This window comes from Pseudomonas sp. GM30, from assembly GCF_000282275.2.
Taxonomy (GTDB): domain Bacteria; phylum Pseudomonadota; class Gammaproteobacteria; order Pseudomonadales; family Pseudomonadaceae; genus Aquipseudomonas.
In genome coordinates this window covers 94,337-116,207 of sequence record NZ_AKJP02000026.1, presented here as the reverse complement: position 1 = coordinate 116,207, position 21,871 = coordinate 94,337, and the positions used below count along the sequence as shown (strand labels likewise).

16 protein-coding genes are annotated in these 21,871 nt (G+C 58.1%); 9 read left to right on the top strand and 7 right to left on the bottom strand.

Going from position 1 to position 21,871, the window contains the following annotated elements; all coding sequences use genetic code 11:
- Positions 1-73: 73 nt before the first annotated feature.
- From gmtX to PMI25_RS16185, 6 genes are all read right to left on the bottom strand, one after another.
- Positions 74-733 carry a gamma-mobile-trio protein GmtX gene (gmtX, locus tag PMI25_RS16210; RefSeq protein ID WP_007967164.1) on the bottom strand — a complete coding sequence of 220 codons (660 nt, stop codon included), beginning with the start codon at positions 731-733 and terminating at the stop codon, positions 74-76.
- The gene (gene gmtZ, locus PMI25_RS16205; protein WP_081755214.1) at positions 708-3,296 is read right to left on the bottom strand and encodes a gamma-mobile-trio integrase GmtZ; all 2,589 of its coding nucleotides are present in this window, start codon (positions 3,294-3,296) and stop codon (positions 708-710) included. Before gmtZ ends, gmtX begins: the two co-directional genes overlap by 26 nt.
- Complete coding sequence (gmtY, locus tag PMI25_RS16200) at positions 3,293-4,744, bottom strand: gamma-mobile-trio recombinase GmtY (RefSeq protein ID WP_007967169.1); 1,452 nt, start codon at positions 4,742-4,744, stop codon at positions 3,293-3,295. The genes gmtZ and gmtY overlap by 4 nt, the downstream gene beginning before the upstream one ends.
- Before the next feature lie 232 nt (positions 4,745-4,976).
- Positions 4,977-6,086 carry an alpha-xenorhabdolysin family binary toxin subunit B gene (locus PMI25_RS16195; RefSeq protein ID WP_150113639.1) on the bottom strand — a complete coding sequence of 370 codons (1,110 nt, stop codon included), beginning with the start codon at positions 6,084-6,086 and terminating at the stop codon, positions 4,977-4,979.
- The gene (locus tag PMI25_RS16190) at positions 6,049-7,248 is read right to left on the bottom strand and encodes an alpha-xenorhabdolysin family binary toxin subunit A (RefSeq protein ID WP_007967173.1); all 1,200 of its coding nucleotides are present in this window, start codon (positions 7,246-7,248) and stop codon (positions 6,049-6,051) included. The genes PMI25_RS16195 and PMI25_RS16190 overlap by 38 nt, the downstream gene beginning before the upstream one ends.
- Positions 7,249-7,471: 223 nt before the next feature.
- Positions 7,472-8,392, bottom strand: a complete 921-nt coding sequence (locus PMI25_RS16185) for a helix-turn-helix domain-containing protein (protein WP_007967175.1) — start codon at positions 8,390-8,392, stop codon at positions 7,472-7,474.
- Positions 8,393-8,553: 161 nt separating this feature from the next.
- Here PMI25_RS16185 and PMI25_RS16180 point away from each other — a divergent pair, with 161 nt between their 5' ends.
- The 5 genes from PMI25_RS16180 (at position 8,554) to PMI25_RS16160 (ending at position 14,877) form a co-directional block, all read left to right on the top strand.
- Positions 8,554-9,912, top strand: a complete 1,359-nt coding sequence (locus tag PMI25_RS16180; protein WP_045122083.1) for a glutamine synthetase family protein — start codon at positions 8,554-8,556, stop codon at positions 9,910-9,912.
- Between the two features lie 156 nt (positions 9,913-10,068).
- Entirely contained in the window at positions 10,069-11,157 is a 1,089-nt protein-coding gene (locus PMI25_RS16175; RefSeq protein WP_007967179.1) for a polyamine ABC transporter substrate-binding protein, read from the top strand.
- Positions 11,154-12,455, top strand: a complete 1,302-nt coding sequence (locus tag PMI25_RS16170) for an NAD(P)/FAD-dependent oxidoreductase (RefSeq protein ID WP_007967181.1) — start codon at positions 11,154-11,156, stop codon at positions 12,453-12,455. Before PMI25_RS16175 ends, PMI25_RS16170 begins: the two co-directional genes overlap by 4 nt.
- A 198-nt stretch (positions 12,456-12,653) precedes the next feature.
- Positions 12,654-14,309, top strand: coding sequence for a PqiB family protein (locus tag PMI25_RS16165; protein WP_007969455.1), 1,656 nt, complete (start codon positions 12,654-12,656; stop codon positions 14,307-14,309).
- 16 nt (positions 14,310-14,325) lie between these two features.
- Positions 14,326-14,877: a PqiC family protein gene (locus tag PMI25_RS16160; RefSeq protein ID WP_007969453.1), complete on the top strand. Its 552-nt coding sequence runs from the start codon at positions 14,326-14,328 to the stop codon at positions 14,875-14,877.
- Here the strand turns inward: PMI25_RS16160 and PMI25_RS16155 are convergent.
- A complete protein-coding gene (locus PMI25_RS16155; RefSeq protein WP_007969452.1) occupies positions 14,835-16,145 on the bottom strand; it encodes a sensor histidine kinase in 1,311 nt (436 codons plus the stop codon). The two genes, PMI25_RS16160 and PMI25_RS16155, sit on opposite strands and share 43 nt — an antisense overlap.
- 313 nt (positions 16,146-16,458) lie before the next feature.
- Here PMI25_RS16155 and PMI25_RS16150 point away from each other — a divergent pair, with 313 nt between their 5' ends.
- The 4 genes from PMI25_RS16150 (at position 16,459) to PMI25_RS16135 (ending at position 21,869) form a co-directional block, all read left to right on the top strand.
- The gene (locus PMI25_RS16150; RefSeq protein WP_007969451.1) at positions 16,459-17,139 is read left to right on the top strand and encodes a histidine phosphatase family protein; all 681 of its coding nucleotides are present in this window, start codon (positions 16,459-16,461) and stop codon (positions 17,137-17,139) included.
- Between the two features lie 294 nt (positions 17,140-17,433).
- Positions 17,434-19,155, top strand: a complete 1,722-nt coding sequence (gene arnT, locus PMI25_RS16145; protein ID WP_007969450.1) for a lipid IV(A) 4-amino-4-deoxy-L-arabinosyltransferase — start codon at positions 17,434-17,436, stop codon at positions 19,153-19,155.
- Positions 19,152-20,669: an ArnT family glycosyltransferase gene (locus PMI25_RS16140; protein ID WP_024164471.1), complete on the top strand. Its 1,518-nt coding sequence runs from the start codon at positions 19,152-19,154 to the stop codon at positions 20,667-20,669. Before arnT ends, PMI25_RS16140 begins: the two co-directional genes overlap by 4 nt.
- A gap of 186 nt (positions 20,670-20,855) precedes the next feature.
- Positions 20,856-21,869, top strand: a complete 1,014-nt coding sequence (locus PMI25_RS16135; RefSeq protein ID WP_007969503.1) for an iron ABC transporter substrate-binding protein — start codon at positions 20,856-20,858, stop codon at positions 21,867-21,869.
- The last annotated feature ends 2 nt before the right edge of the window (positions 21,870-21,871 follow it).

Here is a 21,871-nt window from a genome sequence, read left to right as displayed (position 1 = left end):
CAGCTGCGAGGGATTGCTAGTATATGTACTAGGCCGGTGTACTAACAAGCCATCCCTCAGCCAGCTAGTCAGCTCAGTCCACCTCCTTCAGAATCTTCTTAATCGCAAGCACATAACCATGCTTGTAGATCTCGCCAGCATCCCCTTTCACCTGGCCAGCTTTAGTCACCATCCAGCCTTGCTTCTCGAAGAACTCGTCCGAGACCGCAGCTTTCAGAGCTGTGATATCCATGTCGTTGAGCACTCCTTTGAGCGAAGGCAGCAGCTGGATTGACTCGTTTGCAGGAGATAGTTGCACCTGATTTGGACGTCGGTCGACAACGATGCTCTTGTGCGATTTGAGCAGGTTGAGTTCAGCTAAGTAGCGACTCCGCTCAGCCAGGATTTGAGTAAATGCGGCACGAAGAGCTGGATCAGCAATGCTTCGAAGCAAGTCATTGTCGCTTGGCACTCCCTGCCCCTTGCCCTTAGCTGGCAGTTTCCTATCCGTACCTACGCTCGCGGCCCAGGCATCAATCAATTGCCTGAAGCGGAAGCCGCCACTGTTGCGGATTGTCGAGGCCGATGGGCCACCGGCTTCAACGGACAGCCGGGCTATCGTAGCGATTGAGAAATTGCGTTCACCCGATTTCTGATGAGCCTCCAAGACGCCATTCAGCAGCGCCAAGGATTTCGCTTGTTGTTTGGTAGCCTGGGCTACCAACTCTTCAAAGATGAGCTTCAGATCGGTCACGGATGGCGTCTCGCACTTGCTTGGAGGTGGATGTGATCAGGTCGGAGAGCTTTGCGACGGGTTGCTTCGTGACACGCTCTAGCGGCTCTAGAGCCGCTGGTAGTAGTCGCAAGCCTTCGCCAGCCTCCAGCAGGCTGGAAACCTCACGAAAGCCTTCCATTTGGTTTCGCGGGGACACTCGTAATGCCATAGACCTCATCATCGCGTTGCCAGCAATGAGCTGGAGGCGATCATCCATTCCCATCAAAATGGGTGCATAGCCACCTTGCATGAGCAGGTTGTTCAGGGCGCGGGAGCGCTTCTCAATGGCTGGTGTCGCCCGCAGATCGTCCGTCAAAGCGGCGTAGATTTCGGCGTTCTCACAAAGCTGAGAAAGCTGCCACATTTCGCTGTTGGTCTCGATAAATGAAATAGGCTGGTGGATATCCTCCAGGGAGCCCAACGCGACCAGTTTCGCGGAGGAGTCATCTGCATTCCTCTCTTCCTCGATAGCGATAATCCTACTGATGATCTGGAAACAGGAGACCAAGTCTTTAGCGTACTCATCAGCCTCCTTGACCTGCTTCTGGTATCGACTTTCGGCCTGTTGTAGCTCCGCTTGCAGCAAAAACGGACGCTTTTCCTCCTTCGCAAAATACATCTCATTGAGCAATGCATCGCGCTCCTGCTCGATCTCGACGGCAACCGATGAGACCAAGGAGGCTCGATAACTCAGCATATTGAGGTGCGCTACCAGCGCCGGCAGATAGCTTGCATCCGTGAGGAACCAGCGGCATCGGACGCAGTTTTCCAGGCCGTGCGGCACTGGGCCGTAGACGTTGCCTCGACCACCACGCCCCAGAAGCTCCCCGCCGTTCCAGCACCCGCCAATGTTGCTCATTTCGTCGGATCGAACGCTATTTCCGCCGACGAGGCACAAGCCTATATGCCGCTGCTCCCAACCAATGGCGTTACGATTTAACAAAACAAGCTCAATCGCGCTGGCATCAATGTATGCCGTTTTTGAGTGGATCTGACGCATGTCAGCATCCTTAAGAAAGACTTTTAGGCTTTCGTCCTGGACTGCGCTGATGCGTCCGCTCGCACTGTCCATTACTTGCGACACCATCGCCGGGGTTGGCTTGGTGTAATGCAGGGTCATAATGATCCTGGAGTGCCCTGCAATCAGTTTTGAAAGCACGGGCATTGGGACACGGCCTTCCATGGCATAGCACGTCAGGAGCGAAACACGAAGACTATGAAGCGGGAAGTCCGTTTTGACTGGCGGCGTCTTCAGGCCAGGCGCAGGTGGCTCTACAAAGCGCAGCCTGGAGCCATCCGACAAGGTTTGCCCCCTGTCTGCGACGCGATCTTCCAACGTTGAAAGCAATCGATACCAAAGGTTGGGTAGCGAACTGATCGTAATAGGCTTGTCACGCTCCCCTTCATCGGCAGTCGGATCGCGGAAGAGGAAGCAAATTGAGCCCATATCGCTCTTTTGCTCCTGAGTTTTGACGCCACAGTGCTTCTCACCTAATTCGGTGCATGGTGTTGGGCCAGCGATTGGATTGTACTTTTCTTGCCAGTTTCGCAAACGCTCCAGCCAGTACAACACATCCTCGTTTTGCCACGGAATCGTATACCCACGCTCGCGTGTCTCCTTATTCTGGTCTGCCGTTTTGTTTGTGCTGATGTAGAGGCCGGTCATGACTTCGCCGATATCCTGACTATGGATACGGCAGAAAACCCCTCGCTTCCAAGGGTTTGATTCGCGGCCTAGCGAAAATTCGTGGCTCTCGTTGAGCACCCAGTCGCCTGCCACATAGCGCCACGTATCTGCCTCTCCCGAGTCTAGGAGGCGTACCTGGTAGGTGCGAAGGGGCAAGTGCAGCTTGGTATACAGAGCCACCGACCTGACGGGTGACCAGATTTCGTACCGGCCATTTTTGAAGCGCCAGACGCAGTCCGGATCGTTCTCGTTGATGATGGACTGCGCTACTTGGAACCAGTCTCCGAAGTCCGACCTCAGTTGGCCGGACTGCATTTGAGCCCATTTCCAGTCATGGAATGTGCCCCTGGCCTGCGGGCACAGAATTTCGCGTAGCTCACGAATGTATGCATAAGGCAAAGGGCTATGCACGGTCTCTGTGATTACCGTCTTTTCTTTACCTTTGACGAACGGGTTCTTGGCCATGGCTACTGGCACGCCATGATCAGTTGGCTCGCTGAAGCTATGAATGATGATCCAGTCGAACAGACTCACGATCCAGTTTTGGTTTTTCACGGCAGTGTTCGAGTTCATAGAGGCCTCCAAAAGCGACCTCAAGTCCGGCAACAAATCTTGCTGAGCGAACTGGAAAAACACTTCTGGACTGGCCCCGCCAGGCACCAACGGCAGGTAGTTGACCGCGAACCAGTTCATTGCGTTGATCTTTACCCCGATAGAACCCGTCTGAGTGGCCATCCAGCCCGACAAGAACTGACGCCAGCGCTCCCAGGCTTCGCCTCGCTCCACCGGAAGCCAACTGAAACTTGTATCTGAAGAGCGCCCGTCTCGTGGGCCGCGCTTGGTTGTCTTGGTCAAAATTTCTTAACTCTGTATGGGGCACGTGACGATTCGAGATCTGCCCAGGTTTCTGGCAGCGCCTCGTCCCAATTGTTGAATGACGAAATGATGTGGCCGCTGTCTGCCAGCTCCCTGAGCTTTTCTTCAGCGGCTGTAAGTGCAGAAGACACATCCGCGACACCAGGTGCGGTGTATCGTTTTTGCGACTCCAGGGAGGTGTGATGCAGCGCCTTGCGGATGATTTGCGGTGTAACTCCAGCCTTCGTCAGCCGCCTGCCGAAAGCATGCCTATGCCCATGGGTAGAGCGACCCTCAGGCTTGGAAACGGTCTGCCCAATACGTGCTAGGGCTCGCTTATAGTTGCCGTTAAAGGCCTGAAGGGTATACGGCTGGCCTGCCGCCGACTCGTCGTAGGATACGAAGGCGTATGGGTGGTGCCGCTCGACGGTTGTCAAATATCGAACATGCACCTTCCAAAGCTGCATGAAGAGCACGCTGAAGCGTGGAGGGAACCAGTGCAGCTGGATGTAATTGTCGGCATGGTCAACCATCCTTGTTTTCCACCCAATTCGTTTGGTGCCTTGCAGGAGATTCCGGGCTGTCAGTGCATACTGCTCTCTCAAATATGCCGCTCGTGTCGTGGCACCTTTGCGTCCCCTCCAATCGTCCGGTGCCCTGCCATCTTCTGGATGAAAGACGCGCACCATGGCACCGCCTTCGATCAGCGGGTGGTCTACCACATCCATCACCCAGAGGTGTTGCGCGTCGCTTTCCCGTAGCCCCGCACCATGCATCATGATCAGTATCAACTGATCCCGCACCGCACACCGGGGGTCTTTAGCCCCGCCGAAACCATCCATGTACATGGCCTGGAACAGCTTCTCTGGGAACGCCACGGCATCATCATCGACCTTGCTGAGAGTGCGCCGCCCACGAATGTTGCGTGCCTTGGCGACGTTGTCAGCGAGCGCCTTGCTTTTGATATGACCAAGGAAATCATTGCTGTTACGCCGATGCCAGGCGGCGTAATTGAGCCGCTGGTCAAACGTACTAGCAGTTATCAAGGGGTTCATGGCAGGCGCGTCGTACAGATCAGCCAGATAGTCGGTAAATCCCTTGAGCACGGAGACGTGTCGGTTAGACGTGTTCCGGCTAGCAGGAACCCACCCTAGGCCTGATGGATCTAGCCCATCATCACCAATGGTTCCCGTGTACAAGCGGGAGGCAAACGCCTGGAACAGGGCGCGGGGATCAGAGAAGTTATGCTGGTTGGCCTCCATGTACTCCAGCAGCAGCTTTGTGGCCTGAGTTACAACACGCTGCCAGCTAGGACTAAGGTGATGGTTGGACAGGAGATAGTCAACGAGAGAGGACACCACGCCATGGTCAGTGATTAGAACTGGGATCTCGCTTTGGAATCCCGAGTCATCTACTACCACCTTAGCTACTACCTGTACCACCGCCATCCAGAGCACCCACCCAAAAAGGGGCGAATGGTACAGATAGTACACCTAGTGATGTCAACACCTTGATTCTCAGGGGAGGGTAGAGCTGTGTTTCCCCCTTGATCTAGTATTCTTAGTATGGTTTTAGGTGATACCAATAACGGCTATTTAGTGGAGTTAAAAGACGATAGCAGCTCAATCGCCGAATTTTGCAACAAGCGCGATCAATCACTCGATTAATCGCGCCCCGTCCTTAACTGATCATCATCGCGTTGTAGTCAGCGCTCAATGACTGCAGATGATCACGATACCGCTTGACCATCAAAGACAGATCCCCCGGCGCGTAATCCGTCCCCGTGAGTCGTTCAAGTGCCACGGCAAAACCTCTCCAGATATTAGCCACTGTCATGATTTCCTCACCGGCCACCCTGCGGCGGCGGCTGATTTCGACGACCGCATTGGCATCCGCCAGCACATCTTCAGCCACTTGCAGATCGGTGTTAAGCGCGTCCATTGCTTGGGAAATGCTCTGGATCTCCTTGTCCAGATGATCGCGTGACTTCGCCAGTTCGCTGTACTTGATGCCGTCCGACACCACACCCAAGACCTTGCGCACCAGTTCAATGCCCTGCTTCACCGCTTCCTTTTTCGGGTTTTCCATGTCGAGGCTGTCGAGTTCCTTGTTCGTCGGAATGTAGTTCTTGTACATATCCGCCAGGTTGAATTCGCGAATTACATCCTGGGCCTTGATCAAGGTGTCGCGCTGCTCAACGCACGTTGCCTTGTTATGGCTGTGCTCATTCAGATGCGTCAGGATCCGCGCCTTGCGCTCCTTGGCGACATTGAGTGGTTCATTGGCTCGCTCACCTATTTCGACGTTGTAGACACTCCGCACATCCTGTTCCAGACGCTGCGCACACTCGGCAAATCGCGCCTCGACACGTTCGAGCATCGCTTCGACATTACTTTTCAGGTTGCGGATTTCGCCGTTGACCAGGCTGCGATCTTCGTCAGTCAGGTCGTCGCGGCTCAAGGCATCGCGCAATTCATCCAGCGCAGCGAAATAGCTGTCGCCGGATGCATTACTCAGCGCAGTAAGCAGGATCGGAAAAGCTTCGCGCAATGATTGATCAGTGTTGTTCAGGTACGCGGCGACTTGCTGCGCGCGCTCTTGTAAAACTTCGGACCGAACGTTGCGAAAACGCGCCAGCGTCGAGATATCGCGAATGGTCTGCACAATGTTCTTAACGTCGACCGTCGGGAAATGCGGGGTATTGATAGGTGTCACGCCGTTCATGGCAATAATCCTCACAGCAGATAAGTAATCAGTTGAACGATTTTTTGTATTCGTCCAGCGCTTCATTGAAGGTAGCCAGCAACTCACCGGCGGTGCTCTTCACGTCACGCCACGGGTCGATCACCAGCGCGAACTCGGCAACAAACGTGGTCAGGCGCTGGGCATCGTTGATGCGTTCGAATTGCTGCGCCGACGAATCGATTTTGCTGAGCATGGTTTGCCACATGGTGTTGAGGATGTTCAGCGCCGCCTCTGCGCCCGCCATGCGGATGCCGATGTCGCCGAAATTCGACATCGAGCTTTCAATTGCGCTTTGCAGGCTTTCCTTGCCGCTGACACTTTCTTGTAACGCATCGACCTCAGCCTTCAGTGCGTTGCGCTCCTTGCGCGCAGTCTCGGCCTTGGGGCCGAAGATCGAACCGGAAATCGGCCAGAAAATTGGCAGACCACCAGAGAAAGACATACCGACGTAATAGTCGTAATCCTTGTCCAACTGGGTGATTCGTTCTTTCTTCTCCTTGATGGTCTGCCTGGTGCTGGCGATCGACTCGACCAGGTTGTTGCGCTCCATCAGGTCGTACTTGCCCTTCACTTCCGACTGCAAACCGAACACTCGCTTGCCGCTCGACAAATCGCCACCCGAGAGCTCGATCTTGAAGTTGGAAATGCGATCCTTGAGTTCCCGCGTGGCGCCTTGCTGGCGTTGAACATCGGTCTTCATCAACTTGATGATTTCAGTCACCGCCGAGGCCACTTCACCATCGTCCGAGGTGTAAGTAATACCGGCCAGATCATTGCCGGTCATTCGCCCCAACGTAGCCCTGACCCGATCCATGATGGGCATTTCCTTGATCACCGAAATGATTTCCCCGCCACTGCTGACGATGTTTTTCGCCGCCGAGGAAAGATCGATACTTTGCTGAATGATCTTGCTTTCAACCGCATCCCAACTCGAGGCATGAATGCGGATCTTTTTGAACAACACCTGAATGTCGGCCGGCTCCAGCCCCGCTACGTTGATCGTCTTGTACTTCAGATACGACTCGACTTCCGGCAATTCACTGGGCAGTGACAGGCCTTTTTTCACGTACTGCTTGATCTTGATCACGTCTTCTCTGGTCAACAATCCGGCGTCGCGCGCAACGCCCGGGTATTGTCCGGAGATAAGGTGAAGTACCGCCTGCGGGAGGTTGTTACTGCTTTCCGAGTCTTTCAGTGGAACAGCCATCTTGATTGCCTCTATTCATGAAGGCCGATGCAATCGTTGCACCGACCCGCAGAAAGCTAGATGACGTTTTTGATTGACTCAAAGCGTTGGAATGAATCGTTAAACACAGCGCAAATGGCTGATTACACTGCGTTTTATAAAGAATGATGGCCTGCATGAAACATTGCGCCACACATGTCGGAATTGCCTGACAGGCAGCGATTACAAATTCATCAGCAAATACTCAACGCAGTGCGTTTGATTTGTCCGAACGCTTGAGTGTTTCACTCGGCAGCTCTTTGAACAGCGCCCGATAACTGCTGGAAAACCGCCCCAGATGCCAGAATGACCACTGCATCGCCACCTCGGCCACGGTGGTTTCCGTGGGCCGGCGCTTGAGCAATTCGCGGTGTGCACTGTTCAGTCGGCGCAGGCGCAGCCAGTGGCTCGGTGTCATCCCGGTATAGGCCTTGAACGCCTGCTGCAATTGTCGCAACGGCACCCCTGCGACCTTCGACAGTTCGAGCAGATTGACGGTGTCTTCCGGCGAATCCGCCGCCCACTCCCCTACTCGCTTCATGATCATCCGTTCCTCGCTACGCCGCTGTAATCCGCCGCGATCAAGACGGGTGTGTGCGTTGTCGAGGATGAACAGGCAGTCTTCGAGTAACTGCTGAGTCAGTGAGTCTTTATCAAACGGATCAACAGCTTGCGACAACTTCGTGAGCGTTGAGCTTAACCAGCGACTGAACAAGGCGTTCTGCCCGCAGTTAAGCGGCGCCATGAACAATCCATCGAGTCTCGCCACCTCCAGACCGTGCTGACGGACGAATTCCGGGCCGAACACCACGGCGATTTCCTGGTAGTTCTCCGGGGTGATCCAGATGTTGCGGCTGTCTTCGTTGAGCAGATACAGCGCGTTGTCGCTGCGATCGAAACAGAACGCCAAGGCACCCGATGGCGCACTGAATGTCTGCTCGACGCGGGTGTTCATCTGTTCTTCGTAGACCTGCACACCCTCCAGATCCAGATAGCGGATCTGCCCGGCGAAATGCCCGGGAGACATCTGCTGGTAATGCTGGACCCAACCCGGCGTGGCGCGGATCTGTTCGCTGACATCAGCGGTATTGAAAGCCTGAACCTGTAGCGGATTACACGTTGTCATGGGAGACCTTGCGCACTCTTTTGGTGCGCTTTGGTGCTGCTTAAAGTGGATAGATGGAACTGCAAGGCACGCCCAAGATAGTCGTCAACGCGCCACAGGGGAAGGGGCGGAAGATGAAACCCGCCCTCCCCGGCGTCTATAAAACCAATAACGAGGTCTTTATGAATGCCCCTTTCGATCAGCTGTTCACATGGCTGAAAGATCACAAGATTACCGAAGTTGAATGTGTGGTCAGCGACCTGACCGGCATCGCCCGCGGCAAGATCGCACCGACCAACAAGTTCCTGCATGAGCGAGGCATGCGCCTGCCGGAAAGTGTGCTGCTGCAAACGGTAACCGGGGATTTTGTCGACGACGACATCTACTACGACCTGCTCGACCCGGCCGACATCGACATGGTCTGCAAACCGGTGAGCGACGCCGTGTATGTGATTCCATGGGCAATCGAGCCGACCGCCATCGTCATCCACGACACCTTCGACAAGTTCGGCAACCCGATCGAACTGTCGCCGCGCAACGTGCTGAAGAAAGTCCTGCAGCTGTACACCGACAAGGGCTGGAAGCCGATCGTGGCGCCAGAAATGGAGTTCTACCTGACTCAGCGCTGCGAAGATCCGGACCTGCCACTCAAGGCGCCGCTGGGCCGTTCGGGCCGTGCCGAAAGCGGTCGGCAATCGTTCTCGATCGATGCCGCCAACGAGTTCGATCCGCTGTTCGAAGACGTCTACGACTGGTGCGAGCTGCAAGGTCTGGATCTGGACACGCTGATCCACGAAGACGGTCCGGCGCAGATGGAAATCAACTTCCGGCACGGCGACGCCCTGGATCTGGCCGACCAGATCACCGTGTTCAAACGCACCCTGCGCGAAGCGGCGCTCAAGCACAACGTCACCGCCACGTTCATGGCCAAACCGATTGGCGACGAACCTGGCAGCGCCATGCACCTGCACCAGAGCGTCGTAGAGATCGCCACCGGCAAGCCGATCTTCGCCAATGCCGACGGCACGATGAGCGAGCTGTTCCGCCATCACATCGGCGGCCTGCAGAAGTACATTCCGAAAGTGCTGCCGATGTTTGCGCCGAACGTCAACTCGTTCCGCCGCTTCCTGCCGGACACTTCGGCGCCGGTGAACGTTGAATGGGGCGAAGAAAACCGCACTGTCGGCCTGCGTGTACCAACCTCTGGGCCGGAAGCCATGCGCGTGGAAAACCGCCTGCCGGGCGCCGACGCCAACCCGTACCTGGCGATCGCCGCGAGCCTGCTGTGTGGCTACATCGGCATGATCGAAGGCATCGAGCCGAGCGCTGCCGTCGAAGGCCGCGCCTACGAACGCCGCAACCTGCGCCTGCCGATCACCATCGAAGACGCGCTGACGCAAATGGAAGAGTGCGACACCGTTGCGCGCTACCTGGGTAGCAAGTTCGTGCGCGGCTACGTCGCGGTGAAACGCGCCGAACATGAAAACTTCAAGCGCGTGATCAGTTCGTGGGAGCGTGAGTTCCTGCTGCTGAGCGTCTGACCAACAACCACAAACCCTGTGGGAGCTGGCTTGCCAGCGATTACGTCGGCACAGTCGACATCACTATCGACTGACCCACCGCTATCGCTGGCAAGCCAGCTCCCACAAGGGGCCGTGCTCACCCGAAAAACTCCAATAACTCCAAGAGGTGTCGATATGCGTCTATTGAAATCCATGGTTCCCGCGGCGCTGGCGCTGTTGTGCAGCACCGCTGCCCTGGCCCAGCCACAGGTCAGCGTCTACAACTGGACCGACTACATCGGTGAAACCACCCTCGCCGACTTCCAGGCCAAGACCGGGATCAAGGTGATCTACGACGTGTTCGACTCCAACGAAACCCTGGAAGGCAAGCTGCTCGCCGGCCGTACCGGCTACGACGTGGTGGTGCCATCCAACCACTTCCTCGCGCGTCAGGTGAAGGCCGGGGCGTTCCTCAAACTCGATCGCGAGCAGTTGCCGAACTGGAAAAATCTCGATCCCAAGCTGCTTGAACTACTCGAGAAGAACGACCCGGGCAATCAGCACTCGGTGCCGTACCTGTGGGGCACCAACGGCATCGGCTACAACGTCGACAAGGTCAAGGCTGTGCTCGGCATCGATCACATCGATTCCTGGGCTGTGCTGTTCGAGCCGGAAAATCTGAAGAAACTCACCCAATGCGGCGTGTCGATGATGGACTCGGCGGACGAAGTGTTTCCGGCGATCCTCAACTACATGGGCATGGACCCACGCAGCGAAAACCCGGAAGACTATAAAAAGGCTGAAGAGAAACTGCTGAGCATCCGCCCGTACATCACCTACTTCCATTCCTCGAAATACGTGTCCGACCTGGCCAATGGCGACATCTGCGTAGCCTTCGGTTACTCCGGCGATGTGTTCCAGGCGGCCAACCGCGCCAAGGAAGCCAAGAACGGGGTGAACATCGCTTACGCGATTCCGAAGGAAGGCGCCAACCTGTGGTTCGACCTGCTGGCAATCCCGGCCGACGCCAGCAACACCAAGGAAGCTCACGCCTTCATCAATTACCTGCTCGATCCGCAAGTGATCGCCAAGGTCAGCGCTTCGGTCGGTTACGCCAACCCGAACCCGGCCGCCAAGCAGTACATGGATCAGGCGCTGGTGAACAATCCCGAGGTCTATCCGTCCCAGGCGGTGCTGGACAAGCTCTACATCTCCTCTACCCCGCCTCAGTCGATCATGCGTCTGATGACCCGATCCTGGAGCAAAGTGAAGTCGAACAAATGAATCAGTACACGCAAGAACACGCCCGCTCCTATTACGCCGCTTCGGCCCGGGCCAGCACGCCCTGGCCGGCACTCGACGGTGATCTCAGCGCCGATGTCTGCGTGATCGGTGGCGGGTTCACCGGGGTCAACACCGCGATCGAGCTGGCGCAGCGCGGGCTGTCGGTGGTGTTGATCGAAGCCCGGCGCATCGGCTGGGGCGCCAGCGGGCGCAACGGCGGTCAGTTGATTCGCGGTATCGGTCATGAGGTCGAAGGCTTTGCTCGCTATGTAGGCAATGACGGAGTGCGTTACTTGCAGCGCGCAGGCATCGACTCGGTGGAACTGGTGCGCCAGCGCATCACCGAGAACGCCATCGAGTGCGACCTGCGCTGGGGCTTCTGCGAGCTGGCCAACACCCCGGCGCAGTTCGCCGCGTTCAAGGAGGAGCAAGTCAGCCTCGGCGAACTTGGCTATCGACATGAAACCCGGCTGGTCGGCTCGGAGCAGATCCGCCAGCAAGTGGTCAACGCCGACGGCTACGCCGGTGGCCTGATCGACATGGGTTCCGGCCACCTGCACCCGCTGGATCTGGTGCAAGGCGAAGCGCGTCTGGCGGCGTCTTTAGGGGTACGGATCTTCGAGCAAAGCCCGGTGCTGCAGATCATTCATGGCGAAACCGTTGAAGTGCGTTGCGCCAGCGGCAGCGTTCGCGCTGGCAGTCTGGTGCTTGGTTGCAACGCGCATCTGGATGAACTCGAACCGCAACTCAGCGGCAAGGTCCTGCCCGCCGGCAGTTACATCATCGCCACCGAGCCGCTGTCCGAGGAGCGCGCCGCGCAACTGATCCCGCACAACCTCGCGTTGTGCGACCAGAAAGTCGGACTCGATTACTACCGGCTCTCGGCGGATCGGCGCCTGCTGTTTGGCGGCGCCTGCCACTATTCCGGCCGCGACCCGGCGGACATCGCCGCCTACATGCGGCCGAAGATGCTCAAGGTCTTCCCGCAATTGGCGGACGTGCGCATCGACTATCAATGGGGCGGCAAGATCGGCATCACCGCCAACCGCTTCCCGCAGGTTGGCCGACTCCAGCAGCAGCCCAACGTGTTCTACGCTCAGGGTTATTCCGGTCACGGCCTCAACGTTACGCACTGGTGCGCCAAACTGCTGGGCGAGGCAATCCACGCCGGCCACAGTCAGGGCATGGACGTGTTCAGCGCCGTGCCGCACATGACCTTCCCCGGGGGCCCGGCCCTGCGTTCGCCGCTGCTGGCACTGGGCATGTTCTGGTACCGCCTGCGCGAAATCTTAGGCTGAACACTCCCCCCCGTAGGAGCTGCCGCAGGCTGCGATCTTTTGATCTTGATTTTTAAGGTCAAAAGATCGCAGCCTGCGGCAGCTCCTACACAAATCCACGTAATCCCGTGAATTTGCTCTATCGCCAAGCACTTCTATATTGATGAGGTGCTTTTGCGTTCCTGACGCTCAGCATCCACAAAACCGAGGAGGACATGGATGAAGTCGTCAGCCGCCGATGAGCCACGAGCACCGGGCCAAGCGCCGATCAAGACGCGACGCTTCAGTATTTCACTGGTGTGGATCGTTCCGATCGTCGCGGTGCTGGTCGGTATTTCGCTGGTGGTGCACAACCTGCTGCAGGAAGGCCCGACCATCGTCGTCAACTTCAAGACCGGCAGCGGCCTGACCGCCAACAAGACCGAGGTCAAATACCGCAACGTGGTGATCGGCCAGGTGACTGACGTCGAGTTGAGCGGCGATCAGAAGAGCGTCGACGCCACGATAAAACTGGCCAAGCAGGCCGAAACTTTCACCCGCGAAGACTCGCACTTCTGGGTCGTGCGCCCGCGCATCGGTGCCGGTGGCGTGTCGGGCATCGACACCCTGCTCTCCGGCGACTACATCGGTGCCGACATCGGCCAATCCGACAGCCGCGCGAAACACTTCAAGGGCCTGGAGAATCCACCGCCGATCACCTACGGCGAACCGGGCAAGCGCTTCATGCTGCACGCGCCGGATCTCGGCTCGCTGGACATTGGTTCGCCGGTTTACTACCGCAAGATTCCCGTTGGCCAAGTGGTTACCTACACCCTCAATCCCGAGGGTAAAGGCGTCGACATCGAGGTGTTCATCCATTCGCCGAACGACGCCTTCGTCACCGAAAACACCCGGTTCTGGAACGCCAGCGGCATCGACATCAATGTCGGCGCCAACGGCTTTGCGGTGAAGACCGAATCGCTGTCGACCATGCTGGTCGGCGGCATCGCCTTCCGTGCGCCGGATTACAGCCCCAACGATGTGGCCGCCGCCGACGACAAGGACTTCGAACTGTTCGCCGACCAGCAAACCGCCCTCGCCCCGCCCAATGGCAAAGCGCAATACATGGTGCTGCGCTTCGAACAGTCCTTGCGCGGGCTCAAGGTCGATGCGCCGGTGGAATTTCTCGGCATGGAGATTGGCCGGGTGGTCGGCATCAATCTGGACTTTGACGCGAAGAAACGCAGTTTTCCGCTGAACGTCGGCATCGTCATTTACCCGCAGCGCCTCGGTCAGGCCTACAAGAAAATGCTCACCGAATTCAAGCACGACCCCGACGACGAGGCCGCTGGCATTCGTTTGCTCGGCACTTTCGTCGACAATGGTCTGCGCGCCCAGGCCCGCAGCGGCAACCTGCTGACCGGGCAGTTGTACATCGCGCTGGACTTCTTCCCGAAAGCCGAGAAAGTCGCGTTCGACGCGACGGCTCGGCCGGTGGTCTTGCCAACCGTGCCCGGCAGCCTCGAGCAGTTGCAGGAAAAACTCGAAGCCGTGGTCGACAAGCTCAACAAACTGCCGGTCGAACGGATTGCCGGCAACCTCGACAGCAACCTCGTCGAGCTGCGCAAAGGCCTGACCCAGTTCAACGCGAAAACCCTGCCGAGCGTGCAGACCACCCTGGCCGATGTCAGCAAGACCTTGCAGTCCGCCAGCTCGACCCTGGCCGAAGATTCGCCGCAGCGCGAGAAACTCACCGAGACCCTCGACGAACTCGGGCGCATGTCGCGTTCGCTGCGTGAGCTGTCGGATTATCTCGGTCGCCATCCGGAATCGCTGATTCGCGGTCGTCCCGACAACGCGGCGCCGCTGGATCTGAAAGGACCGCCGCGCAATTGAGCACAGGAGCTCCCCCATGGCTTTACCGCTGAAGATCACCGTGCTCGCTGCGTTCATGCTGCTGGGCGCCTGCCGCAGCGAGCCGATCAACTTTCACACCCTGACCCCGGTGCAACTGCCGGCGTCCCGCTCGGGCGCGCAGATTCCGATCGAGGCGATCAGCGTGCCGCCGCAAGTTGACCGTCCGCAAATCGTCATCCGTCAGGGCAACAATGGCCTGGCGATTCTGGAAACCCAGTGGTGGGGGGCGAGTCTGGGGGATGAGCTGCGCAGTGCCTTGAACGATCAACTGAGCAATACCGGCAGTCGCGGCAACGTCTCGGTGCGCATCGATGTGCGGCGGTTTGATTCGATTCCCGGCCAGTACGGGTTGATCGACGTCAAATGGCGCCTGCGCCCCAGCGGTGCGGCGGACAATACTCTGCTGACCTGTCATTCAACCTTGCAAACAGCGTCCGGCCCGAGCATCGACGACCTGGTGGCCGCGCAACAGAACAACGTCAAACGCCTGGCTGCCCTGATCAATCAGGCGGCGGGCAATTCTCGCGTCTGCCCGTCGGCCTCCTGAGTCGCCAACAGCGTGACAGTGAAACGGCAGCCGTTGGGTTCTCGAGTCACCAACTGAACCTGCCAGCGCTGATGGCTGCAGATCCGCTGCACCAGCGACAACCCCAGCCCGAGGCCTTCACCGCGCTGCTCGTCACCGCGCACGAATGGCTGGAACATCGCGTGACGTTTCTCTTCCGGAATACCGATGCCGCTGTCCTCGACCACGAAACTGTCCTTGAGCAGGGTCAAGCGGACAAAACCCTGATCGGTGTAGTGCCAGGCGTTGCGCAACAGATTGCCCATGACCGACTGCAAGAACGTCAGGTCATAACGCGCAGTGCCCGCCAGTTGCGGCTCGTAGATAAACTCCAGACCCTTTTCCCGAATCAGTCGCCCCCAGATTTCCACCTGGGCGTCGGCGATAGATTTGAGTGTGCAAGTGGATTCGGTGCCAAGCTCTTCCGGCTTGCGCGCCAGCATCAAGAAGGTTTCGACCAGTTGGCGCATCTCAGCGCTGGCCCGGGCGATGCGTGTGACCTGTTGGGTGGAACGCGGATCCAGCGAGGGGTTGGCCAGTAACAACTCGCAGGAGCTGGCCAGAATCATCAATGGCGTGCGCAGTTCGTGGCTCACGTCGCTGGTGAAGAGCTTTTCCCGGTTCAGGGTTTCGCGTAACCGGCCGAGGGTCTGGTCAAAAGACAGCGCCAGCTCTCCTACTTCATCATCGGCGTAATCCGGATGCAGGGCCGGCGCCAGCGCGATCAACTGATCACGATGCCGCACCTGCCCCGCCAGGCGAATCACCGGCGCCATGACCTGCCGCGCCAGCAGCCTGCCGAGCGCGACAGCCAGCATGACGCTGAGGATGAACCCGACAATCACCACCACGAACAGCAAGTGCTCGCGCTGTTCGAAGCTTTCCTGATTGCGCAGCAGCACATATTTGCGGCCGCCGACCGCCTCGACCATCGCGTAGAAGTCATCACCGTTGAAGGTGATCTCCTGAAACCCCTGGGGCAATGCTGCCAGTTGTGGCGTCAGCGCCATGGGCCCCGGGCCGTTCTCGAAAAAAAACAGTTCGCTCTTTTCCGGCTCGTGGCGCCACTCGTTGATGTCGTCCATTGCCAACAAGCGGCGCAATCCGCCGCTGAGGGCGGTCATGGTCAGCTTGTGCTCGACGACATGCACCGTGGCCACGATGCCCATTGCGAAGACACCGGCCACCACCGCGCTCATCAAGGCGAACACAATCACAATCCGATTGGCGAGGCTTTGCTTGAGGTCCATCCGGTTCATTGACTCCAGTGCTGATGTCGGGGCTGCAAGGGGCGGCGCGACGACGTTGACCAATATTCGCAGCTTCGCCTTGCCCGGCGTTGTTGTTAAGTGTTTAAAACAAACAAAACGTGTATTTGAGTTTGTTTATCAAATAGCCGTTTTAGTTAAAACACGCCGGACCTCGCAAATTTTTCACATGTTCTTCACTGCACCGCCACGACTCTGAACGTAGTGTTCAGCAGCCATTCAAGTAGACCACCGTAAAGTAACTAACCTCCTGGAGCTTACGTTGCACTGTGCGTGTACTGAGTGGAACTCGGGAATGACAAGGGGCAACGTTGTGGTTGAATTAGTACAAGTACAATCGGTGTCCAAACGATGGGATCTGTCTCGTCCGCGCACCTGGGCAGTCATTGCTGTCGGTTTGCTGCTGATCGTATTGATTTGCGGCTTCGTCTGGACGCAACGCTCGCCCGCCAACCTGCGCTATGCCAGTGCATCGACTACCCAGGAGTGGGTGAAGGCCTGGCAGGCCGGTGAGATCGTCGCACTGGTGCGACATACCGAGCGTTGCGACCGCTCGACCAATACTTGTCTGGGGCCGGCGGACGGTATCACTCAGGCTGGCAGCATTGCTGCAGCCGACGTCGGCCGCGGCTTTACGCAACTGGGCCTGGAAAAGACCCAGTTCTTCAGCAGCCCGTTGACGCGCACCCTGCAGACTGCGCACTACATGCTCGGCCACGATGCCGTCGCTGCGGAATGGCTGGAAACCTGTGGCCCGACAATGCGCAATGAATTGGTGGCACACAAGACCCCGGGACAGAACATGATTCTGGTAACCCACAGCGGCTGCATCGCCGATTTCGAACGGCAAACCGGTTACCCACGCGCGGTCGCCGCCGAATATGGCAGCACTGTTTTGGCCCGGATAGATGCGCAAGGAAAACTTGAAGTCATCGGCATCATGAATCCCGAAGGCTGGCAACGACTGGCCAAGTAATCATCAAAACTTAGTCGACAACAAACGGCCCGGCCAATGCTCTGGCACAGGTATTGCCGTGTATGAAATTTGTAATAAGAAATGTTTTTTACTTTCCAGAACTGGAAAAAATTAATTTTAAAGCTTGTCTTCTCAAGGAGAACTTAACGCTGGAAGCAGACCCGTTCTCTGAATGCAGGACACGCCCATCGGCCGTGCTCGCCTCTGCATTCATTCAACCCAGTGCCGCGCCTGCAACGGAAATTGCCAGGCCGTCACTGAAACGCACACTTTGTACTGCACCAAGGTCCAGTCATGACGTCTGAGAACAAACCGCTGCACCATGCGGCGTTGAATTTGCCGCGCCTCCACCAGAGCACCCTGATCGAACGCTTCGCGATCCCCGGTCTGGTGCTGGCATTCGTGGTGTTTTATCTGCTGCCGCTGATGACCCACGGTCTGTGGATTCCCGATGAAACCCGATATGGGCAGATCAGCCAGGAAATGCTGCAGAGCGGCAACTGGGTGGCGCCGCACTTCATGGGTATTCGCTACTTCGAAAAACCGATCGCCGGCTACTGGATGATCGCCATCGGCCAGGCAATTTTCGGTGAAAACCTGTTCGGCGTGCGCATCGCCTCGGCACTCAGCTCCGGGGTTAGCGTGTGGCTGGCCTGGCTGCTGGCCCGGCGCCTGTGGAACAACCCGCGAATCAGCGCCGCGTGCGCCCTCCTTTATATGAGCTTCGGCCTGATCGCAGGGCAAGCCGGCTATGCCAACCTCGATCCGCAGTTCACCTTGTGGGTCAACCTGAGTCTGGTGGCGATCTGGTTTGCCATCGACAGCAACACCCCGCGCGCGCGCCTGGGTGGCTGGGCTTTGTTGGGATTCGCTTGTGGCATGGGCCTGATGACCAAGGGTTTCCTCGCCTTGATGCTGCCGGTGCTGATCGCCCTGCCCTACATGATCTGGCAGCGGCGTTTCGGCGAACTGGTGCGTTATGGGCTGGTTGCCGTTGCAGTGGCCGCGCTGGTCAGTGTGCCATGGGCACTGGCCGTACATGCCCGTGAACCTGATTTCTGGCGGTTCTTCTTCTGGCATGAACACATCCGCCGCTTCGCCGCTGGTGAAGACGCGCAACACGCACGACCATGGTGGTTCTACCTGCCGCTGCTGTTTGCGTCCACCTTGCCGTGGGCACTGCTGTTGCCTTCGACGCTGCTGCGTGCCTGGCGGGAAAAGCGCGATCCGAAAATCGCCTTCCTCGCCTTGTGGTTCCTGCTGCCGCTGGCATTTTTCAGCGCGAGCAGCGGCAAACTGCCGACCTACATCATGCCGTGCCTGCTGCCTCTGGCCCTGTTGATGGGCTACACGCTGATAGGCTGGCTTGAGCGCCAGAACGGCCGCGTCTTGCGGATCAACGGTGTGGTCAACGTGATGCTGGCCATTGCCGCACTGGTCGCGCTGATTTATCTGCAAGCGACCCGTGAAGTTTACGAACACACCGAAATGTTCAGCCTGTCGCTGGGCTATATCGTGCTGCTCGGCTGGCTGATTGCCGGTTCGCTGCAAGCCCTGCGCCCGCTGACGTTATGGGCGATGCCGGCGTTGGGCATCGGCCTGCTCGTCGCATTGCTGCCAGCGGCGATGCCGGCGACCATCGTCAACAGCAAGATGCCGGATCAGTTCATTGCCGAGCATCAGCAGGAACTGAGCGAAACCAGCTCGTTGCTGAGTAACGACCTGGGCGCTGCGTCGGCACTGTCTTGGCGTTTGCGTCGTCCGCAAGTCGACCTGTTCAACACAGTTGGCGAACTCAAGTACGGGCTCGATGACCCGGCCATGGCGTCACGCAAGGTCAGCCTCGACGGCGTAGGCGAATGGATGACCGAAGCGCGCAAAAAAGGCTCGGTGGGCGTGGTGATGCGGGTCAACAGCACCTCTGACGAGCAGCAACTGGAGCTGCTGCCGATCGATGGTCAGCACTTCCGGCGCGGCAACCTGGAAATCTTCATCTTTGCCCAGAGCAAACCATGACCGCAGACAAAAAAGATCGGGGTGCGTTGCTGCTTCTGCTGGCCGCGACTGCCCTGCTGTTATTGCTCGGCCTGGGCAGTCGCGAGCTGTGGGGCCCGGAAACCCGCTGGGCCAACATCGCCTTGCAGATGCTGCAAAGCGGCGACTATTTCGACCCCTATCTCAAGGGCAGTCCTTATTACGACAAACCGCTGCTGTCGTACTGGTTGATCACCGCCACCTCGTGGTTCACCGGCGGATTGGGGCACTGGTCGTTGCGTCTGTCTTCGGTGATTTCCGCGTGGTTCAGCGTGTGGCTGGTGTACCTGCTCGGCGAGCAACTGTTTCGCAAAGGCACCGGGCTGATCGCCGGCTGGATGCTCGCGACCACCTTCTACTTCGTGTTCTGGGCGCGAGTGGCCACCGCCGACATTCTCACTGTCTGCGGTGTGCTGGCGGCCGTCTGGTGGTATTGGCGCGGCCCGGATGACACCCGTTTCTGGCGCTACGTGGTGTTCTTCGGCCTGCTGTCGCTGACCTCGCTGTTCAAGGGCCTGATCGGTTTCATCCTGCCGGGGCTGGTGTTGCTGCCACACCTGCTCAGCGAACACCGCTGGAAACGTCACCTGAACCTGCGACTGTTCGGCGCGCTGTTGATCGCCGGGGCGTTTTACATGGCGCCGTTCCTGTTGTCTCACCTCTACGGTGCGCCCAATTACGAACAAAGTGGCCTCGGCCTGGTGCTGCGTGAAAACGTCGTGCGGTTTTTCCAGCCGTTCGATCAATTCGGGCCGATTTACACCTACTTGATCTACCTGCCGGTCTACACCTTGCCCTGGGCGCCGTGCTGGTTGATTGCCTTGTGGGTTGCCGCGCGTAACTGGAAGCACATCGAACCGGACACCCGCTGGCTGATTCAAGGCCTTGCACTGCTGATGCTGTTTTTCACCGCCAGTGGCAGTCGCCGCAGCTATTACGTGTTGCCGCTGGTGCCCTTCGCGCAGTTGCTGGGTGCCTGGTGGGTAACCCGGCGCATGGCCGCCCGCAACAGCGAAGGCCGTGGGCTGAAGATCGGTTTCGCTGTCACCACTGTGTTGCTCGTCGCGGTACTGGGTGTGCTTTACCCGTGGACCAACAGCGGCGGCGGTGTCATCCGTTTCGGCGAACAGGTACGCGAACAGGCCAGTCAGCAGGCACCGTTGAATCAATGGCGCTTGGTCATGATCGAGGTCGACAACAAGGTGCCGATGTACCTGCAAACCGGCGGTACACCGTTCTACTACGTGCCGGAAACGATCGAGGACTTCCCACACAATGGCGACACAGCGACGCTGATCGCCTGGCTGCAACGCACCAGCGGTGAACATTGGGATCCGCAACGCACGATTTTCGTGGCGCAATACCGTTCCGGTGACGCCGTGCCACTCGATGCGCTGAAGGCTGATCATCAGGTCATCACCACCACCCCGACCCGTGGCGAGCAGCTATTCCACGGGCGAGCAGACCAGAGCGTGGCCTACATCCCCCACTCCTGAGCAATGACGTTAAGACAAAAGTAGAGAGTCGCGGTAAATTTGAATGGCAATGACAAGTATTAACGGCTTCTTTGACGTTTTTTTCTCATTTGCCACCCTACATTGCCGCGACTCGACACTTGCAAATCGTTCGCATTGTTTCCTGCGAGGGTTTGCTCATAACGTCTGAAAACAGGAGCTGCCCAAATGAATCCACGCCTTCCATCCTTCTTCAAACGCGCCTTGCTGGCCACCGCGTTGCTCGGCACCGGGCAGGCATTTGCCGCAGACTCGGTGGGTCTGGTGGTCTACAACGCGCAGCATGAAACCCTGACCAAGGCCTGGGTGGCCGGGTTCACCGAGGAAACCGGCATTCCGGTGACCATCCGCAACGGCGATGACACCGAGATGGGCAACCAGCTCGTGCAAGAAGGCGCCGCCTCGCCGGCAGACGTATTCCTCACCGAGAACTCCCCGGCCATGGTGCTGGTGGACAACGCCAAACTGTTCGTCCCGTTGGCGCCGACAACCCTTGAACAAGTCGATTCCGCCTACCGTCCGGCCCACGGCAATTGGGTCGGCATCGCCGCCCGTTCCACCGTGTTCGTCTACAACCCGAGCAAGTTGACTGAAAAAGACCTGCCCAAATCCCTGCTCGACCTCGCCACCCCGGCCTGGAAAGGCCGTTGGGCCGCCTCCCCGGCTGGCGCCGACTTCCAGGCGATCGTCGCCGCCGTCCTGCAGCAGAAAGGCGAAGCCGCCACGCTGGAATGGCTCAAGGGCATGAAGACCAACGCAACCATCTATCGCGGCAACAGTGCAGTGCTCAAGGCCGTCAACGCCGGGCAGATCGACAGCGGCGTGATCTACCACTATTACAGCTTCGTCGATCAGTCCAAGACCGGCGAGAACAGCAAAAACACCAAGCTGTACTACTTCAAACATCAGGATCCGGGCGCGTTCGTCAGTACCTCCGGCGCCGGCGTGCTGGCATCGAGCAAGCATCAGGATGAAGCGCAGAAGTTCGTCGAATACATCACCGGCAAGCAAGGTCAGGAGGTGCTCAAAACCGGCACCTCGTTCGAATACGCCGTGGGCAAAGACGCGCCGTCCAATCCGAAGCTGACCCCGCTGAAAACCCTCGACGCGCCGAAAGTCGATGCTTCGACCCTCGACAGCAAAAAAGCCGTCGAGCTGATGACCCAGGCCGGATTGCTCTGAGT

Excerpts from the sequence above, each read along its gene's own strand:
- PMI25_RS16155 (WP_007969452.1), bottom strand. The coding sequence starts at position 16,145 with ATGGACCTCAAGCAAAGCCTCGCCAATCGGATTGTGATTGTGTTCGCC.
- PMI25_RS16170 (WP_007967181.1), top strand. The coding sequence starts at position 11,154 with ATGAATCAGTACACGCAAGAACACGCCCGCTCCTATTACGCCGCTTCG.
- PMI25_RS16160 (WP_007969453.1), top strand. The coding sequence starts at position 14,326 with ATGGCTTTACCGCTGAAGATCACCGTGCTCGCTGCGTTCATGCTGCTG.
- PMI25_RS16195 (WP_150113639.1), bottom strand. The coding sequence starts at position 6,086 with ATGAAGCGCTGGACGAATACAAAAAATCGTTCAACTGATTACTTATCT.
- PMI25_RS16140 (WP_024164471.1), top strand. The coding sequence starts at position 19,152 with ATGACCGCAGACAAAAAAGATCGGGGTGCGTTGCTGCTTCTGCTGGCC.
- PMI25_RS16175 (WP_007967179.1), top strand. The coding sequence starts at position 10,069 with ATGCGTCTATTGAAATCCATGGTTCCCGCGGCGCTGGCGCTGTTGTGC.
- PMI25_RS16185 (WP_007967175.1), bottom strand. The coding sequence starts at position 8,392 with ATGACAACGTGTAATCCGCTACAGGTTCAGGCTTTCAATACCGCTGAT.
- gmtY (WP_007967169.1), bottom strand. The coding sequence starts at position 4,744 with ATGGCGGTGGTACAGGTAGTAGCTAAGGTGGTAGTAGATGACTCGGGA.
- PMI25_RS16150 (WP_007969451.1), top strand. The coding sequence starts at position 16,459 with ATGACAAGGGGCAACGTTGTGGTTGAATTAGTACAAGTACAATCGGTG.
- PMI25_RS16165 (WP_007969455.1), top strand. The coding sequence starts at position 12,654 with ATGAAGTCGTCAGCCGCCGATGAGCCACGAGCACCGGGCCAAGCGCCG.
- PMI25_RS16190 (WP_007967173.1), bottom strand. The coding sequence starts at position 7,248 with ATGGCTGTTCCACTGAAAGACTCGGAAAGCAGTAACAACCTCCCGCAG.
- PMI25_RS16180 (WP_045122083.1), top strand. The coding sequence starts at position 8,554 with ATGAATGCCCCTTTCGATCAGCTGTTCACATGGCTGAAAGATCACAAG.
- arnT (WP_007969450.1), top strand. The coding sequence starts at position 17,434 with ATGACGTCTGAGAACAAACCGCTGCACCATGCGGCGTTGAATTTGCCG.
- PMI25_RS16135 (WP_007969503.1), top strand. The coding sequence starts at position 20,856 with ATGAATCCACGCCTTCCATCCTTCTTCAAACGCGCCTTGCTGGCCACC.